Raw genomic sequence first — 19,061 nt, 5'->3', positions numbered from 1 at the left:
TCACCGTTCGTCGTGGTCGTGGCCGCCGGATGCGGCGTCTTCGAGTTCGCTCAGCACCTGCTCCTCCACCAGTTCCGCCAGGGCGGCGACGGTGCGGGAGACCAGGACGTCGCGGGGGGTGAGCGCGACGCCGAACGCGTCGTTCGCGCGGGAGGCGATGAGCAGGGCGCGCAGTGAGTCGCCGCCCAGCAGGAAGTAGTCGTCCTCGGCGCCCACGGGACTGTGGAGCGCTTCCTCCCAGATGGCCGCCAGGGCCTCCTCGGTGGGCGTCCGGGGTGCCACGTGGGCGGCGGGTTCCGGTTCCTCGGCCACCGGTGCCGGTGCGGGCAGCGCGGCCCGGTCGGTCTTGCCGTTCTCGGTGAGCGGGAAGCGGTCGAGGACCACGAACGCCGTGGGCACCATGTAGCCCGGCAGCGAGCGGGCGGCCAGGTCCCGCAGCCCGGCTGCGGTGGGTGGTTCGGCGCCGGGTGCCGTGAGCAGGTGGGCGACCAGGCGAGGCAGGCCCGGTTCGTCCTCCTGTACGGTCACCACCGCGTCCAGCACACCCGGGTGGCGGACGAGTGCTGCCTCGACCTCACCCGCCTCGATGCGGTGGCCGCGCAGCTTGAGCTGGTGGTCGGTGCGGCCCAGGTAGTGCAGTTCGCCGTGGGCGTCACGGCGCACCAGGTCACCGGTCCGGTACATGCGCGTGCCGGGCGGCCCGAAGGGGTCGGCGACGAACCGGGTCGCGGTGAGCCCCGGCCGGTCCAGGTAGCCGCGGGCCAGGGCCGGGCCGCTGAGCCAGAGTTCGCCGGCCGCACCGTCGGGCACCGGCCGCAGCCGGGCGTCGAGGACGTAGGCGCCGGTGGCGGGCAGCGGACGGCCGATGGCGGGGGCGCCGCCGTCGGGTACCAGGGGCGCGGACCAGGTGGCGACGACGGTGGCCTCGGTGGGGCCGTAGGAGTTGACCATGCGGTGGTACGGGGCCCAGCGGGCGACGAGTTCGGCGCTGCACGCGTCGGCGCCGACGATGAGCGTCTTCAGGTCCGGCAGTGTGCCGGGGGTGTCCGCGGGCACGGTGGCGAGCGCGGCCGGCGGCAGCAGCGTGTGGGTGATGCGCTCGGCCCGCAGCACACCGGCCAGTTCGGCGCCGAGCAGGGGACCGGGCGGGGGAACGACCAGGCGGGCGCCGTGCGGCAGGGACATGCACAGCTCCAGCACGGAGGCGTCGAAGCTGGGCGTGGCGAAGGCCAGCACGCGGTCGCCCTCCGCCACCTGGTAGTGGGCGGCCTCGGCGGCGGAGAACGCGGCGAGCCCGCGGTGGGTGACGACGACGCCCTTGGGCGTGCCGGTGGAGCCCGAGGTGTAGATGACGTAGGCCGGGTCGTCCAGGTGCAGCGGCCGGGTCCGGTCGGCGTCGGTGGGCCGGTGCCCCGGCACCTCGCCGGGGGGCGCGGCGAGCAGCCCCGCGATCTCCTTCGCGTCGAGGGTGAGGGCGGGAGTCGCGTCGCGCAGCATCAGCGCGATCCGCTCCTCCGGATAGGCGGGGTCCACGGGCAGGAACGCGGCGCCGGCCTTCGCCACCGCAAGCTGGGCCAGCACCATGTCCGCCGAGCGCGGCAGCAGCAGTGCCACGAGGTCACCGGGGCCCGCGCCGCGGGCGATGAGCCGGTGCGCGAGCCGGTTGGCATGCGCCTCCACCTCGGCGAAGGTCAGCCGCCGGCCCGGGGCGCCGAGCGCGGGTGCGGCCGGCCACCGGTCGACGGCCGCCTCGACCAGGGTGGACAGGGTGGCGGGGGCCACCTGGCCGAGTGCCGGGCGGACCGGTCCGCGCAGCAGCCGGGCCCGTTGCGCGGGCGGCAGGACGTCGACGGCGTCGAGGCGGCCGGTGCCGTCCGTGCCCGCCAGCGCGCGCAGCGTGTGCAGCAGCTGCCCGGCCAGGGCGCCGGCGGTGGCGGCGTCGAAGTACCGCGGGTCGTAGCCGAGTTCGACGGTGAGCCGGTCGCCGGGCGAGACGACCACGGTGAGGGGGTAGTTGGTGGCCTCCCTGGCGTCCAGGTCCCGGAGGGTGAGGCCGTGCGCGCCCGCGGTCGCCTCGCCCACCGGATAGTTCTCGAAGACCACCAGGGAGTCGAAGAGCGAGGTGCCGGGCGGCAGTTGGGTGAGCGTGTGCAGCTCGCTCAGGGGCATGTGGTCGAAGCGGCGGTCCTCGGCCCTTGCCTCCTGCACCGCGCGCAGCCAGTCGGCGCAGCGGGCCGAGCCGTCGACGGTGATCCGGGCGGGCAGGGTGGTGATGAACAGGCCGGTGATGGTGTCGGCACCGGGCAGATCGGCGGGCCGCCCGGAGACGGTGGTGCCGAAGCACACCTCCCGCTCACCGCTCCACCGCGACAGCAGCACAGCCCAGGCACCGTGGACCAGTGTGTTCAGGGTGAGACGGTGCCGGCGGGCGAACTCCTGCAACCGGTGCGTCTCCTCGGTGCCCAGCCGCTGGGACAGCCAGGTACCGGAGCGGGCCGTGCCACCGGGTGCGGGCCTGCGGTCGTACGGCAGCGGGGTCGGCGTGGTCAGGTCCGCGAGGACGCCGCGCCAGTGCTCCGCCGCACGGCCGGTGTCGCGGGCGGCCAGCCAGGCAGCGTAGTCCGCGAAGGGCCTGCGCTCGGGCAGCCGCGGACGCTCACCCCGGGCCAGGGCCGCGTGCGCGGCCATGACGTCGGACAGGACGTGGAAGACGCTCCACCCGTCCAGCAGCACATGGTGGAACGTCCACACCACCCGCACGGCGTCCGGCCCGAGCCGGACCAGGGCGAGCCGCAGCAGCGGGGGCCGGTCCAGGGCCACGCCCCGGGCGCGCTCGTCGGCGAGCAGCCGTTCCAGTTCGGCCTCGTGCCGGTCGGCAGGCAGGGCGCTCCAGTCGTGCTCGGTGACCGGCAGGGTGGCGCTCCGGTGGACGACCTGGAGCGGCACGGGCACCTCGCGCAGGGCGACGGACGTGCGCAGCACGGGGGTGCGGTCGACCACGTGCTGCCAGGCCGCGGCCAGGGATCGGGGATCGCGGGCGCCGTCCACCACGAAGGTGATCTGCTCCACGTACAGGCCCTCTTCGGCCTCGTCCAGGCCGTGCAGGACCATGCCGGCCTGGGTGGGGGTGAGCGGATAGACGTCCGCCACGTCCTCTCCGGTGCCGACGAGTCGGTCGACGGCCGCCTGGTCCAGCGGCGCCAGCGGGAAGTCGGACGGCGTGCGGCCGCCGGCGCCCGGCTCGGCGCAGTGCCGCACGATCGCCCGGAGTTCGTCGGCCAGCTCGGCCGCGAGACGGGCGACGGTCTCCCGCCGGTGCACCTCGCGGGAGTACGACCAGGTGAACTCCAGCCTGCCGCCCGTCACATGACCGAGGACGTCCAGCAGGTGGGGCCGGTCCGCCGAGCGGTCCATGCCGCCGCCGAGACCGCGGAGGGGCGCGTGCAGGAGACCGCCCGGCAAGGCGGCGTTCCAGTCCTGCTGCCCCAGGTAGTTGAAGCAGATCTGCGGCAGGTCCGGCAGATCCGGTCCGGCCGTGGGGTGGAGGTACCGCAGCGCGCCGTAGCCGATGCCTCCGCTCGGTACCGCGCGGAGGTTCTCCTTGACCGCCTTGAGCGCGGTGCCGGTGTCCGCGTCCCGCGGCACGTCCAGGGCGACCGGGTACATGCTGGTGAACCAGCCGACGGTACGGGAGAGGTCCACGCCGCCGAAGAGTTCCTCGCGGCCGTGGCCCTCCAGGGTGACCGCCACCCGGTCCCGGCCGGTCCAGCGGGCCAGGACGCGGCCCAGCGCGCACAGCAGGACGTCGTTGACGCGGGTGCGGTACGCCTCCGGAACGTCCTGGAGCAGGCGGCGCGTCTCCTCGGCGTCGAGGCCGGCCGTCACGGTCTCCTCGACGGCGGCCGTGTTGGCGCCGCCGCTGTGGTCGGCAGGCAGGGGAGTGGGGGTGCCGAGGCCGCACCAGTGCGCGAGTTCGCCGTCGAATCCGCCGGCCCGGGTATGGGCGGTGAGCCGCTGGGCCCAGGCCGGGAACGACGTCGTCTTCGGGCCCAGGCCGGGCCGGTCGCCGTCGCGCAGGGCACGGTACGCGGTGTCCAGGTCCTCCAGGAGCACCCGCCAGGACACCGCGTCCACGACCAGGTGGTGCGCGGCCAGCAGCAGCACCGGCCGCCCCGCGTCACCCGGCCGCCCCGCGTCACCCGGCCGCCCCGCGTCACCCGGCCGGCACAGCGCGGCCCGCAGCAGCGGCCCGCCGGTCAGGTCGAAGCCGGACGCCAGCGCCTCGGCCACCTCCTCCGCCGGGACGCCGCGATGGACCTCCAGGTGCGGGGTGCCTCCCGGTGCGGTGCCGTGCTGCCGCCACCGCCCGTCGCCGTCCGGCTCGTAACGCAGCCGCAGCGCGTCGTGGTGCTCCAGTACGGCGGCCAGGGCGGCCCGCAGCAACGTCTCGTCGGTGTCGGGGTCCGTCTCGAAGGAGACGGTCTGGGCGAAGTGGGCCGGGTCTCCGGGGAGGGTGTCGAACAGCCAGTGCTGTACGGGGGTCAGCGGGGCATCGCCGGTCACCGGGCCCTGTTCGGCGACGGCCGACGGGGCCGGCACCCGCTCCGCCGCGGAGGCGAGTTCGGCGAGGGTCTGGTGCGTGAACAGGTGCCGGGGCGTCAGCGCCAGGCCGGCACGGCGGGCGGCCGAGACGATCCTGATGCCCAGGACGGAGTCCCCGCCGAGCATGAAGTAGTTGTCGTCCGCGGCGACTTCGGTCACCCCGAGCACCTCCGACCAGATCGCCGCGAGGGTTATCTCGGCCTCGGTGCGCGGCGGCCGGCTGCCGCCCGCGGCCGGGACGGCCCACACGGGGGCGGGCAGCGCCTTCCGGTCCAGCTTGCCGGTGGCGCCGAGCGGGAGCCGCTCCAGGGGCACGACGAGGGCCGGGACCAGGTGGTCGGGGAGGCTGCGGGCGAGGAAGGCGCGCAGCTCGGCCGGATCCGGAAGCCCGCCCTCGCGGGGGACCGCGTAACCGACCAGCCGGCGGTGGCCGTCGTGCTCGACGACCCGGGCCGCCGCCCCGGCCACGGCCGGGTGGCGGGCCAGCGCGGCCTCGACCTCGCCGAGTTCGATGCGGAAACCGCGCACCTTCACCTGGTCGTCGCCGCGGCCGAGATAGACGAGGTCGCCGTCGGCCGTCCAGCGCACCAGGTCGCCGGTGCGGTACATGCGGCTGCCGGGCGGGCCGAACGGATCGGGCGGGAAACGGGACGCGGTCAGGCCGGGCCGGAGCAGATAGCCGCGGGCCACACCGGTGCCGGCGAGGAACAGCTCGCCGGGGGCACCGACGGGAACCGGGCGCATCCGGTCGTCCAGGACGTAGGCGCGGGTGCCGCCGAGCGGCCTGCCGATGGGCGGGTCACGGTCGGGGTCGGCCGGGTCGCAGGTGAAGGAGCTGGCGTAGACGGTGGCCTCGGTGGGGCCGTAGATGTTGCGCACCCGGCATCCGGGGATCGCCGCGCGCACCCGGCGCACCGTGCGGGCGGGCAGGCCCTCGCCGGCCAGTACGACCGTGTCGGCGGTGACCCGCACGGCGTCCTCCGCCAGCAGTCGGTCCAGGGCCGAGGGGACCGCGCTGAGCAGTCCGGCGCGCCACGGTCCGGGACGCTCCGCCAGGGACAGCAGGTCGCGGACCACCTCCACACAGCCGCCGGACAGCAGCGGCGAGAAGATCTCGAAGACCGACACGTCGAAGTTGAGGGAGGTGGAGGCCACCACGTGCTCCAGTCCCCGGCCGGTGAACTCGGCCGCCGCCCAGTCGGTCAGCGCCAGCACCGAGGCGTGGCTGACCACGACACCCTTGGGGCGGCCCGTGGAACCGGAGGTGTGGATGACGTAGGCGGGGTGGCCGGGGAGCAGGGGGCTGTGCCGTTCGCCGTCGCCGACAGGGGCGGCCGAGGCGCGGCCCGGGTCGTCCAGCAGGATCCGGGTGAAGTGCCCCTCGGGCAGGCGCCCCTCGGTCTGCGCACAGGTGACGACCGCGTCGGGCCGTACGTCCTCGAAGAGGAACGCGACCCGCTCGGCCGGGTACTGGGGGTCCACCGGCAGATAGGCGGCGCCGCTCTTGAGCACCGCGAGCAGCGCCACGATCAGGCCGGCGGTTCGCGGCAGGCAGAGGGCGACGAAGCGCTCGGGTCCGGCGCCGGCGGCGATGAGCAGACGGGCCAGTTCGTTCGAGCGCTCGTCCAGTTCACGGTAGGTGAGGCGTTCGTCGCCGCAACGGACGGCCTCGGCGTCGGGGGTGCGCCCGGCCTGCCGCGCGAACGCCTCGGGCAGCGTGCCGTACGGTGCCGGTACGACCGCTCCGCTGAACCGTTCCACCAGGTCACGGCCCGGGCCGGGGTCCAGGAGCGGCAGGTCGGCCAGGCGGCGGTCCGGGTAGGTGGCCATCCCCGTCAGAAGGGTGCGCAGGCTCTCCCCGAGGCCCTCCACCGTCTCGGCGTCGAACCCGGTGGGGTCGTAGTCGAGGTTGACGGCGAGGGTCTCCCCGGGCGCGACGACCACGCTGAGCGGGTAGTTCGTCGGCTCCAGATCCCGCTCCTGCTCCATGGCCAGGCCGTGCCGGCCCAACGCCCCTTCGTCGAAGGGGTAGTTCTCGAAGACCACGATGGAGTCGAACAGGCTGGTGCCGCCCGGCACCTCGCTCCACGCCTGCACCTGGGCCAGCGGGACGAAGTCGTGGCGCCTCGCCTCCGACTGCGCGGCCTGAAGCTCGAGCAGCCACTCCCGCAGCGGGCGCCGTCCGTCGATCCGGACCCGCGTGGGCAGCGTGTTGATGAACAGGCCGACCATCGAGGTCACGCCCGGCAGTTCGGCGGGCCGGCCGGAGACGGTCGTACCGAACACCACGTCGTCACCGCCGCCGTAGCGGGACAGCAGCAGCGCCCAGGCGCCCTGCAACACGGTGTTGACGGTCAGGCCCGCCCGCTGAGCGGTCTCCCGCAGCCGCGCCGACACACCGGCGTCCAGGGTCACCCGCACCGACCCCGACGAGGAACTGCGGTGGGCGTCGGCGGGCCGCCGGTCCCGGGGCAGCGCGGTGGGTGCCGGGAACCCGGCGAGGGTCGTGCGCCAGTACTGCTCGGCCCGGGCGGTGTCCTGCCCGGCCAGCCAGCGCAGGTAGTCGCCGAACGGCCTGCGCTCGGGCAGCTGTGGGCGGCGCCCGGTGGTCAGGGCGGCGTAGCGCTCGCACACCTCGTCGAAGACCTGGGCCGCGCTCCAGCCGTCGAGCAGGACGTGGTGGAAGGTCCACACGATCCGCACCCGGTCCGGCGACAGTCTGATCAGGGTCAGCCGCATCAGCGGCGCCGTGGCCAGGTCGATGCCCGTCCGCCGGTCCTCGGCGAGCAGCCGGTCCAGCTCCCGCGCGCACCGCTGCGCGGACCACCCGGACCAGTCGTGGTGGGCGACGGGCACGGTGGCCCGGTCCTGCACCACCTGGAGCGGCTCGGGGGTCTCCTGCCACACCAGCCGGGTGCGCAGCGCCGGGTTGGCGTCGGCGGTGCGCTGCCAGGCCTCGGCGAGGGCCCGCGGGTCGGTGACGCCGGACAGCACCAGCTGCACCTGGTTGACGTAGGTACGGACGTCGGGGTCCAGCAGGCTGTGGAAGAGCATGCCCTCCTGCATGGGTGTCAGCGGGTGGATGTCCGCGATCCCGCGTCCGTCCCCGCAGACCCGGTCGACGGCCGCCTGGTCCAGGCGGGCCAGCGGGAAGTCCGACGGCGTACGGCCGCCCGTCCCGGGACGCCCGCAGTGGGCGACGATGTCCTGCAGTGCCCGCAGCATGCCCTCGGCGAGAGCGCTGACGGTCTGTTCCCGGTGCCGTCCGCGGCTGTAGTACCAGGTGATCTCCAGCCGGCCGTCCTCGACGCGGGCCACCACGTCCAGCAGGTGCGCCCGTTCGGTGCCGGGCGCCTCGGCGCCGCCGAGTCCGCCGGGCACCGCGCCGATCAGGCCGCCGCCGTCGGCGCTCCAGTCGAAGCGGCCCAGGTAGTTGAAGCTGACGCCGGGCGCGGGCGCGCCCGTGAGCCGTTCGTCGCGGGCCAGGTAGCGCAGCGCGCCGTGGCCGAGGCCCCGGTCGGGTACGGCCCGCAGCTGCTCCTTGACGGACTTCAGCGCGGTGCCCCAGTTGCCCGCCGGAACCCGAAGGGCGACCGGGAAGAGAGAGGTGAACCAGCCGACCGTGCGGGAAAGGTCGACGTCCTCGAACAACTGGTCCTCGCGGCCGTGCCCCTCCAGGCCGACGGCGACGGTCTCGCGTCCGGTCCAGTCGGCGAGAACCCGGCCCAGCGCGGTGAGCAGGACGTCGTCGATGCGGGTGCGGTAGACACCGGGGATCCTGCGCAGGAGGTCGTCGGTGCCGTCCCGGTCCAGGTGCACGGTCACCTGACGCACGTCGGCCATGGTGTTTCCGCCGTCGCCGTCGACGGGCAGCGGGACGGCGCAGTGCCGGGCGGCCTCCTCCCAGTGGGCGCGCTGGTCCGCGAAGCCGCCCGCACCGGTGTGGTCGCGCAGCCGGCGGGCCCACTCCTGCACGGAGGTCGTACGGGCGGGCAGTTGCACGGGCTGCCCTGCCGCGGCCTGCCGGTAGGCGGTCTCCAGGTCCTCCAGGAGGATCCGCCAGGACACGCCGTCCACCACCAGGTGGTGCACGGCCAGCAGCAGCCGGGCGGGCCGGGTGCCGTCGGTGGTGAACAGGCGGGCGGTGAGCAGTGGGCCGGTGTCCAGGCGGAATCCGGCGTGGGCGGCGGCCGTGACGCGGGCCTCGGTCTCCTCGGCGGTCCCCGCCCCGAGCGGGCAGACCTGGAGCAGCTCGGGCACCGGGGCGTCCGCGGCGGTGACGTACTGGCGCCAGGCGCCGTCGCCATCGAGGACGAACCGGGACCGCAGGGCGTCGTGACGTGTCCACAGGGCGGCCAGGGCGCGGCGCAGGGCGTCCGGGTCGACGGCGCCGGGTGTCTCGACGACGACGGACTGGTTGAAGAACCCGGCGTGCGCGGGACGCGGGTCGAGGAACCAGTGCTGGATCGGGGTCAGGGCGGCCTCTCCGCTGACCGGTGCGGTGCCGGCGGCGGAGGCGGCACTGCCACTGGCGGCGGCCGCTTCGGCCACCGTGGGATGGCGGAACAGCTCGCGGGGCGTGAGCGCGAGGCCCGCCGCCCGGGCCCTGGAGACGACCTGGATGCTGAGGATCGAGTCGCCGCCCAGCATGAAGAAGTTGTCGTCGACGCCGACCCGCTCCACGCCGAGCAGGTCGGCCCAGATCCCGGCGAGCACCCGCTCGGCCTCGGTGCGCGGGGCGCGGTAGGCGGTGTCGTCGCCCGCGGACCAGTCGGGGGCGGGCAACCGCCGCAGGTCGACCTTGCCGTTGGCCGTCAGCGGCAGTTCCGGCACGGTGACGAACGCGGCGGGCAGCATGTAGTCGGGCAGCGCCTGGGCCAGGTGGGCGCGCAGCTCGGCGGCGGGCGGCAGCGCCGCACCGCCGGCCGGTACGAGATGGGCGGCCAGCCGCTTGCGACCGCCGTCCGTGCAGAGGGACACGACCGCCTCGGCGATGTCCGGGTGGGCGGTGAGCCGGGCCTCGATCTCGGCGGGTTCGATCCGGAAGCCGCGGATCTTGATCTGGGCGTCGGCCCTGCCGACGAAGTGCAGTTCGCCGTCGGCGCTCCAGCGCACGATGTCGCCGGTGCGGTACATCCGCTCGCCGGGCGGCCCGAACGGGTCGGCGACATAGCGGGCGGCGGTCGCGCCGGGCCGCCCCGCGTAGCCCCGGGCCAGTCCGGCGCCCCCTATGTACAACTCGCCCGGAACACCTGGCGGTTGGGGCTGGAGGGCGTCGTCCAGGACGTACACGCGGGTGTTGTCCAGGGGGCGTCCGATGGGCAGCACCGCGGGCAGCGGGTCCCCGGCGCGGAAGACGCGGCGGGTGGCGAAGGTGGTGGTCTCCGTGGGGCCGTAACCGTCCACGACGGTCAGTCCGGGGCAGGCCTCGAGGACCCGGCGCACGACCGCGCCGGGCACGGCCTCGCCGCCCGTCCACACCTCGCGGGCACCGCGCAGGCAGGCGGGGTCCTCCTGGGCGAGGAGGCGGAACAGCCCCGCGGTCAGCCACAGGCATCCGACTCCGCGTTCCGTGACGGCGCGGCGGACCTGGGCCGCGTCGAGGTCGGCCGGTGGCGCCAGCACGGCCGTACCACCGCGCAGCAACGGCACCCACACCTCGTAGGTGGCCGCGTCGAATGCGTGCGGGGAGTGCACGAGAACCCGGTCGTGCCCGGTGAACGCGCGGTCCAGGGCGAGCGCGGCGACGTCCCGCTGGCGCACCGCGACCCCCTTCGGCGTGCCGGTGGAGCCGGACGTGAACATCAGGTACTGGACGTTGTCGGGGTGCACGGCGAAGGAGGCGGTCCGGTCGGTGCCGGGGCCGAGCCGCGTGCCGTCCGTACCGCCGCTCCCGGGACCACCCGCCGTGCACTCGTCGACACGCACGACGCCGTCACCGGGCAGCACGGCGCGGGCCGTCTCCTCCCAAGCGGCATCGGTGAGCAGCAGGTCCGCCCCGGCCTCGGTCAGCATCCGCCGCAGCCGCTCGCGCGGCGCCCTGCCGTCCAGGGGCACGTACACCCCGCCACAACGCACGAGCGCGAGCTGGACGACGATCAGCTGCGCGGAACGGTCCATCAGCACCGCGACCGGGCGTTCCGTCCGGACCCCGAGCGCCGCCAGGCGCCCTGCCAGCCGTGCTGCCCGCGCGTCGAGTTCCCGGTAGGTGATGTGCTCGTCCCCGGCCTCCAGGGCGACGGCGTCGGGGGTACGGCGCACCTGGGCGGCGAAGAGGTCCGCGACCGTCGCCTCGGGCAGCCCGGTGGCCGTGTCGTTCCAGGCGCGCAGCACCTGTTCGCGGCGGTCCGCGGTCAGCAACGGCAGCCGGGAGGGCGGGCGGTGGGCGCCGGCGGCCATGCCGCTCAGCAGGACCGTGAGGTACTCGGCCATCCGGTCGGCGGTGGCGGCGTCGAACAGCTCCGGGTCGTAGCCCAGGCGCAAAGTCAGCTCGGAGCCCGGGTAGGCGACCAGGCTCAGCGGGTAGTTGGTGGTCTCGACGCCGTCCAGGTCGCTCAGGCGCAGTCCGTGGGCGGCGGCGAGGCCGTCGTCCACGGGGTAGTTCTCGAAGACGACGATGCTGTCGAACAGTGCGGCCCGCTCGGGCAGTTCGGTGAACGTCCGCATCCGGGTGAGCGGCAGCCGGTCGAAGCGCCGGTCCTCGCTCTGGTCGCGCTGCAGCCGGCGCAGCCAGTCCAGCAGGGTGCCGTCGGCCGGGACGGTGACCCGGGTGGGCAGGGTGGTGATGAACAGGCCGGTCATGGACTCGGCGCCCGGCAGCTCGGGCGGCCGTCCGGACACGGTGGTGCCGAACACCACCTCCTCCCGGCCCGCCTGCCGGGCCAGCAGCAGCGTCCAGGCGCCCTGGACGAGGGTGTTGAGGGTCAGGCCGGAACTCCGCGCCACGTCCTGCAGCGCCCGGGTCGTGGCCGCGGGCACGGTGGCGCGGACCGCCTGCGTCGACTCGGCACGGTGGCTCTCGCGCGGCTCGCGATCGTACGGCAGCGGCGTGGTCTCGGCGAGCCCGGCCAGGCGGTCCCGCCAGTGCCGTTCGGCCGCGTCGGCGTCGCGTTCGCGCAGCCAGGCCACATAGTCGCGGTAGGGGCGGCGGTCGGGCAGGTCGTCGGCGGTGGCCCCGGCGTGGCAGGCGAACACGTCCGACAGGACCTGGAACAGGCTCCAGCCGTCCAGGAGCAGGTGGTGGAAGGACCACACCACGCGCACCGCGGTGTCGGAGACTCGGGCGAGCCGCAGCCGCTGCAGCGGGGCCCGCCTCAGGTCGATGCCGTCCGCGCGGTCCTGTTCCAGCAGCGCGCGCAGCCGGGCGCGGCGCGCGTCCTCCGTCAGGTCGCGCCAGTCCAGGTGGGTGACGGGCACGGTCGCGTGCCGCTGCACCACCAGAAGCGGCTCGGGTACGTCCTCCCAGAGGGCCCTTGCGCGCAGCACATCGGTGCGGTCGGTCACCCGCTGCCAGGCCGCGGCGAGGGCCGCCGGGTCGGGGACGCCGTCCAGGACGAAGGTCAGCTGCTGGAAGTAGACGCCGCGGTCGTCCTGCGCGACACCGTGGAAGAGCATGCCGGCCTGGGTCGGCGTCAGCGGCAGGATGTCCTGCACCGCCGCCGGGTCCGCTCCCGCGATCCGGTCCACGGCGGCCTGGTCCAGGCGGGCCAGCGGGAAGTCGGACGGGGTACGTCCGGCGGCGCCGGGCCCGGCCGCGTACCGGGCGAGGTCGGCGAGCTCACCGGCGAAGCGTTCCGCCAGGGCGGCGACGGTGTCCCGCCGGTGTACCTGCTCCGAGTAGAACCAGCTGAACTCCAGTGCGTCGCCGTCCAGTCGGCCGACGACCTCCAAGGGGTGCGGGCGCCGGGCCGCCGGGTCGGCGTCCAGCTCCAGGGGCCGGGCGATAGCCCTGTACAGGCCGTCCGAGCCCTCAGGCATCCCCATCCGCCCCAGGTAGTTGAAGCTGACCTGCGCGGCCGGGGTCCGCGGCGCCGCCGACGGCCCGGGCAGTCGGCGCAGCGCGTCATGGCCCAGGCCGTGCCGGGGCACGGCGCGAAGCTGCTCCTTGACCTGTTTCAGCACGCTGTCCCAGCCGGCCTCCGCCGGGACGGCGAGGGCGACGGGATAGCGGGTGGTGAACCAGCCGACGGTGCGGCTGATGTCCAGCTCGGGGAAGAGTTCCTCGCGACCGTGTCCCTCGACGTCGACCACCACCCGGTCCCGTCCGCTCCAGGCGCACAGCACCCGGCCGAGCGCGCCGAGCAGCACGTCGTTGGCGCGGGTGCGGTAGGTGTCCGGCAGGGTGCGCAGCAGGGCCGCGGTGTCCTCCGGGGTCAGACGCACGGTCACCGCGCGGGCGGAGGCGTAGGTGTCGGGGCCCGTCAGGTCGGCGGGCAGGCCGGCCGCGGTGTCCGGGAGAGCCTGCTCCCAGTACGCCCTCTCGTCGGCGAAACCGCCGTCGGCGGCGTACGCGCCGAGCCGGCGCGCCCACTGCCGCAGCGGCGAGGACTTCGCGGGCAGGGCCGCGCGGCCGTCCCGGCCGGCGCGGCGGGCCCGGTAGGCGCGGTCGAGGTCCTCCAGGAGCAGCCGCCAGGAGACCCCGTCGACCACCAGGTGGTGGACGGCGAGGTGCAGGACGCACGGCCGGCCGGGGCCACGGTCGTGCAGCACCGCCCGCACCAGCGGCCCCCGGGCGAGGTCGAAGGGGCCGAAGTGCGGGGTGTCGGTGTCCGGTCCGGTGTGGCGGGCCAGGCGCAGCCGGGGTGCCTGCTCGTCGATGTGCCAGCGGACCTGTTCGCCTTCGCCTTCGCCGGCGACGAAGCGGGAGCGGAGGGCGTCATGGTGGACGGCCAGGTCGTTCAGCGCCGCCTCCAGCGCCGCGGCGTCCAGGTCGTCGGGCACCTCGACGGACACGGCCTGGGCGAAGTGACCAGCGCGCTCGGCGAAGTCCTCGAACAGCCAGTGCTGAATGGGCGTCAGGGGAGCCGCCCCGGTGGCCGCCTCCGGCTCGGGTCCCGCCGCCCGCAGGGGTCCTGTGGCGTCGGCGTGGCGGGCGAGCGCGGCGACCGTCTGGTGCCGGTAGACGTCCCGGGAGGTCACCGCCAGCCCCTCCTGCCGGGCCCGGGCCACCACCTGGATGCCGAGGATGGAATCGCCGCCGAGTTCGAAGAAGTTGTCGTCGACGCCGATCCGCTCCACGTCCAGGACGTCCGCCCAGATCGCGGCGAGGGTGCGCTCGGTGCGCGTACGGGGCGCGACATGCCGTACCGCGCGCACGGCGGGGCCCGGGTCGGGGAGCCGGCCGCGGTCGAGCTTGCCGTTCGGGTTGAGCGGCAGGGCGTCCAGCACGACGACGGGCGAAGGGACCATGTAGTCCGGCAGCGTGCGGCCCAGTTCCCGGCGTACGGCTTCCGGCTCCACCCGCTCCCCGGGGGCGGCGACGACATAGCCGACCAGGCGACGGTGGCCGTCGCCGTCGGTGACGGTGGCCGCCGCCTCGGCCACGCCCGCGCAGCGGCGCAGCGCCTCCTCCACCTCACCCAGTTCGATGCGGAAACCGCGCACCTTGACCTGCTGGTCGATCCGGCCCAGGTACTCCAGTTCGCCGTCCGCGCGTCGGCGCACCAGGTCGCCGGTGCGGTACATGCGCTCTCCCGGCGCGCCGAACGGGTCGGCGACGAACCGGGCGGCGGTCAGTCCGGGGCGGTTCAGGTAGCCGCGGGCGAGTCCGGCGCCCCCGAGGTACAACTCGCCGGTGACCCCGACGGGCTGGGGACGCAGGGAGCGGTCCAGGACGTAGGCGCGGGTCAGGGCCACCGGCCGGCCGATGGGCGGGGCCTGGTCGGGCAGCCGGTCGCCGGCGAACCAGGCGGTGGCGTACACGGTGGCCTCGGTGGGGCCGTAGATGTTGGCGATTTCGCATCCGGGCATGGCGGCGCGCACGTCGTGCACCGTCTGGGCGGGCAGCGCCTCTCCGGCCAGGACGACGGTGTCGGCCGTCACCGGTGCCGTGCCTGAGGCGACCAGTCGGGAGACCACCGAGGGCACGCCGCTGAGCAGCGCGGCGTGCCGTGGGCCCGGCGCGTCGGCGAGGGCCGGCAGGTCGGCCACCACGTCCACGGTGCCGCCGGCCGTCAGCGGGCACAGCAGCTCGAAGACCGACACGTCGAAGTTGAGGGAGGTGGAGGCGATCACGTGGGCCGGCCGGCCCGCGCCGAAGCGTTCCCGCGCCCAGCCGGCCAGCGCGGCGACACTGCGGTGGGTGACCACGACACCCTTGGGGCGGCCGGTGGAGCCGGAGGTGTAGATGACGTACGCCGGATGGTCCGGCAGGAGCGGCCTGATCCGGTCGGCGTCGGTCAGCTCGGTGTCGGCCACGGCCGCCTCCGCGCAGTCCTCCAGGATCAGGGGGTCGCAGTCCTCGGGGAGGGCGGGCGCGGTCTGACGGGTGGCCACGACGAGGGCGGGCCCGGCGTCGGCGAGCATGAGGCGGATGCGTTCCGCCGGGTAGGCGGGGTCGACCGGAAGGTAGGCCGCGCCCGACTTCAGCACCGCCCACAGCACGGGCGCCAGGTCGGCGGTGCGCGGCAGGCACAGCGCGACCAGGGTCTCGGGACCGGCGCCGCGCGCCACGAGCAGCCGGGCGAGCCGGTTGGCGCGCCGGTCGGTCTCGGCGTAGTCGAGCCGGACGGGGCCGCAGACGACGGCGGTCCGGTCGGGAGTGCGGGCCACCTGCGCGCGGAACAGTTCGGGGAGCGTGACCTCCGGGGTGTCGCGGGTGCGCCGGGCGGGCGGATTCCCGTCGTCCACCAGCGTGCGCTGCTCCTCCTCGGAGAGCATCGGCAGTTCGGCCAGCGTCCGGCCCGGCCCGTCCGCCATGCCTTCCAGCAGGCGGTGCAGATGGCGGGTGAGCCGGGTCACCGTCGGCGCCTCGAACAGGTCCGTGTTGTACTCCACGGTCAGCGCGCAGCCGCCGTCGGGGTGAGGCGTGAACTCCAGTACCAGGTCGAAGCGGGCGGCCGGGCGGGGCAGCGGGTGGTCCTCGAAGCGCAGGCCACCGGAGAGCTGCGGCGGGGCGGTGGCGGCCTGCTGGACGACGAGCGCCTGCACCAGCGGGGTGCGGCTGGGGTCTCGGGGCGGCGACAGCTCCTCGACCACCCGGTCGAACGGCACCCCGTCATGCGCGAAGGCGTCCAGCACCGTCGCCCGCATGCCTTCCACGAATCGGTCCACGGTCGCCCGCTCGTCCACCTCTCCGCGCAGCACGACGGTGTTGGCGAAGAAGCCCGGCACGTCCTCCAGGTCCCGGCGGGCCCGGCCGTTGGTGACGGTCCCGAACGCGACGTCCCGCTGCCCCGAGTACCGGGAGAACAGCAGCGCGGAGGCTCCCGCGAACAAGGTGAACAGCGTGGTGCCCCGCCCCCCGGCCAGGTGCCGCAGCCGGGCCACCAGTTCCGCCGGGAGGCGGTGCCGGTGGGCCGCGCCGGCGGTGGTGCGCACCGGTGGCCGGGGCCGATCCGTCGGCAGGTCCAGCTGCTGAAGGCCGGCCAGGTGCCGCTTCCAGTAGGCGAGGTCGTCCGCGTCCGTCTCGGTGGCCCGCTCCCGCTGCTCCCAGACGGCGAAGTCCGGATACTGGACAGCCGGCCGAGGCAGCCCGTCGGGCTCTCCGGTGACCTCCGCCCGGTAGAGGGCGGCGAGTTCGCGGGTGAGGATGCCCACCGACCACCCGTCGGTGACGATGTGGTGCTGGGCCAGCAGCAGCAGGTGCTCCTCGCCGGTCAGCCGGACGAGCAGCGCGCGGGTGAGCGGACCGGCCGCCAGGTCGTAGGGGCGGCCCAGTTCCTCGGTGAGCAGGCGTTCCGCGGCCTCGGCGCGGCGGTCCGCGGGGACGTCACCGAGGTCGGCGGTCCGCAGCGGCAGCTCGCCCTCCGCGGCGACGCGCTGGACACCCTGTCCGCCGACGGTGGCGAAGGTGGTCCGAAGGGAGTCGTGGCGGGCGGCGAGGCGGTGCAGGGACCGCTGCAGGGCGGCGGTGTCCAGGGCGCCGCGTAACCGCAGGGACACGCCGGTGTTGTACTCGGTGCCGCCGGCGGTGAGGTCGTCGAGGAACCACAGCCGCCGCTGCGCGCTGGACAGCGGCAGGGCGCCCTCCCGCGGGGCGGGCGGGATCGGCTCCTGCGGCGCGGTGCCGGACGGGGAGGCGAGCAGGGGGGCCAGGGCGGCGATCGTGCGCGCGGTGAAGACGTCCCGTACGGTCAGCCGCACGCCCAGGTCCTCCCGGATCCGGGCCAGGGCACGGGCGGCGAGGATCGAGTCGCCCCCCAGGTCGAAGAAGTCGTCGGCCGTGCCGACCGGGTCGACGCCCAGGACGTCCGCCCAGACGGCGGCCAGCGCCCGCTCCTCTGGAGTGCGGGGCGGGACGTGGCCGGCCTCGGCCGTCCGCTCGGGGGCGGGCAGGGCCCGACGGTCGATCTTGTGCTGCGCGGTGAGCGGCAGCCGGTCCAGAACCACCACGGCGGAGGGCACCATGTGGGCCGGCAGCACGGCGGCCACGGCCGTGCGCAGGGCCGCCGGGTCCGGCCCCCGTCCGGGGGCGGCGGGGGTGACGTAGCCGACGAGGCGCGCTCTGCCCGGCTCGTCCTCCCGGACCACGACCACGGCCTCGCCGACCCCGGCGTCCCGGCGCAGAGCCGCCTCTATCTCCCCCGGTTCGATGCGGAAGCCGCGGATCTTCACCTGCCGGTCGAGCCGGCCCAGGAACTCCAGTTCCCCGTCGGCCCTCCAGCGGGCCCGGTCCCCGGTGCGGTACAGGCGCGCACCGGGCGGCCCGAAGGGGTCGGCGACGAAGCGGGCGGCGGTCAGTCCGGGGCGGTTCAGGTAGCCGCGGGCGACCGCGTCGCCGCCCACGCACAACTCGCCGTCCACGCCGGGCGGTACCGGCCGCATCGCGGCGTCGAGGACGTACACCCGGGTGTGGGGCAGCGCCCTGCCGATGGTCGGCGTGCCCCGGCCGGCGGTGAGCGGTCCGGTCCAGGTGGCGACGATGGTGGCCTCGGTCGGGCCGTACGAGTTGATCATGCGGCGGCCGGGGGCCCACCGGTCGACGAGCGCGGCCGGGCAGGCCTCGGCGCCGACGATCAGCGTGCGCAGGTGGCGTGCGGTGCCGTCGGCCGGGTCGGGCAGGGTGGCCAGGGCGGCCGGCGGGATCAGGGCGTGAGTGATCCGGTGCCGGTCCAGGACGGCGGCGAGTTCGTCACCCAGCCAGGGGCCGTCGGGCGGTACGACCAGGGTGGCGCCGGACAGGACGGAGACGCACAGCTCCAGGACCGAGGCGTCGAAGCTGGGGGAGGAGAACTGCAGCACCCGGTCGCCCGGACCCACGGCGTAGCGCTCGGCGGCGGCCGCGGTGAAGCCGCCGATGCCGCGGTGGGTGACCGCGACGCCCTTCGGGGTTCCGGTGGAACCTGAGGTGTAGATGACGTAGGCGGTGTGGCCGGCGTCCGTCCCGGACCCCGGTGCCGCGCCGTCGCAGCCGTCCATCAGTTCACGTACTTGCCGCAGGTCGTCGAGGGTGACCGTGGGCGCGGCGTCGGCGAGCATCAGCGCCCGGCGCTCCGCGGGGTAGGCGGGGTCCACGGGCAGGAAGGCGGCGCCCGCCCGGGCTACGGCCAGCTCCGCCGCGACCAGTTCCATGGAGCGCGGCAGGACCAGGGCGACCACCCGCTCCGGTCCGGCACCGTGCCGCAGGAGATGACCGGCCAGCCGGTCGGCGCGCGCCGCCAGTTCCCGGTACGTCCAGGTGCGCCGGCCGTCGGTCAGGGCCGGCGCGTCCGGGGTGCGGGCCACCCAGGCGGTGAACAGCGCGCCGAGCGTCGAATGGGGCGGCGCCGGGGCCGCGGCGCTCTCCGGGGCCCCGTCGGCGGGGCCGTCCTGCGGCTCGGAGGCCGCCGGTGCGGGCTTGTCGTGGAGGTCCGTCATGGGTGAAGTCCTTTGGAGAGCGGGACGATGCGGAGCGGGCGGCCCTGGGGCTCACCGCGGAGGTCGGGCACACGGGCACCACGGGCGCACGCAGGGTGCCGTGGCGCTGGGGGCGGTCGACGGTGCCCGGCGCTGCCTCGGCGGGCGAGCGGGCCCGCGCGGTCCGCCCCGCACCGGCGCGAGTCGGTCCGCCGTCGGCCGACCGGGCGCCGGCGGCGGTGTCATCCGGGCCCGGCAGAGCCACCGGGACTCGGCGAGGCGTGGACAGCTCGGCTGGCCGCCGACCGTCGGTGGCTCGGGCGTCGTGCCGCTCGGCGGCGCGGACGTCGTACCGCCGATGGCTCGAACGGCGTGCCGTGCGGCTCGGCCGCCGAGCCGTCGAGGCACCGCGACCCCGCCGTCCGGCCCGGCCGTCGAACCGAACTCGGCGCCCCTGCCGGACG

At 75.5% G+C, this 19,061-nt stretch carries 1 protein-coding gene; it reads right to left on the bottom strand.

Annotated features, from left to right (window positions below; translation table 11 throughout):
* Entirely contained in the window at positions 1-18,618 is an 18,618-nt protein-coding gene (locus ACIRC0_RS33980; RefSeq protein WP_403624146.1) for a non-ribosomal peptide synthase/polyketide synthase, read from the bottom strand.
* Positions 18,619-19,061 lie beyond the last annotated feature (443 nt).

Source organism: Streptomyces sp. NPDC093984, from assembly GCF_044764595.1.
Classification (GTDB): Bacteria; Actinomycetota; Actinomycetes; order Streptomycetales; family Streptomycetaceae; genus Streptomyces; species Streptomyces cynarae.
The sequence above is the reverse complement of the archived record's forward strand: the minus strand, read 5'-3'. Positions and strand labels throughout refer to the sequence as shown.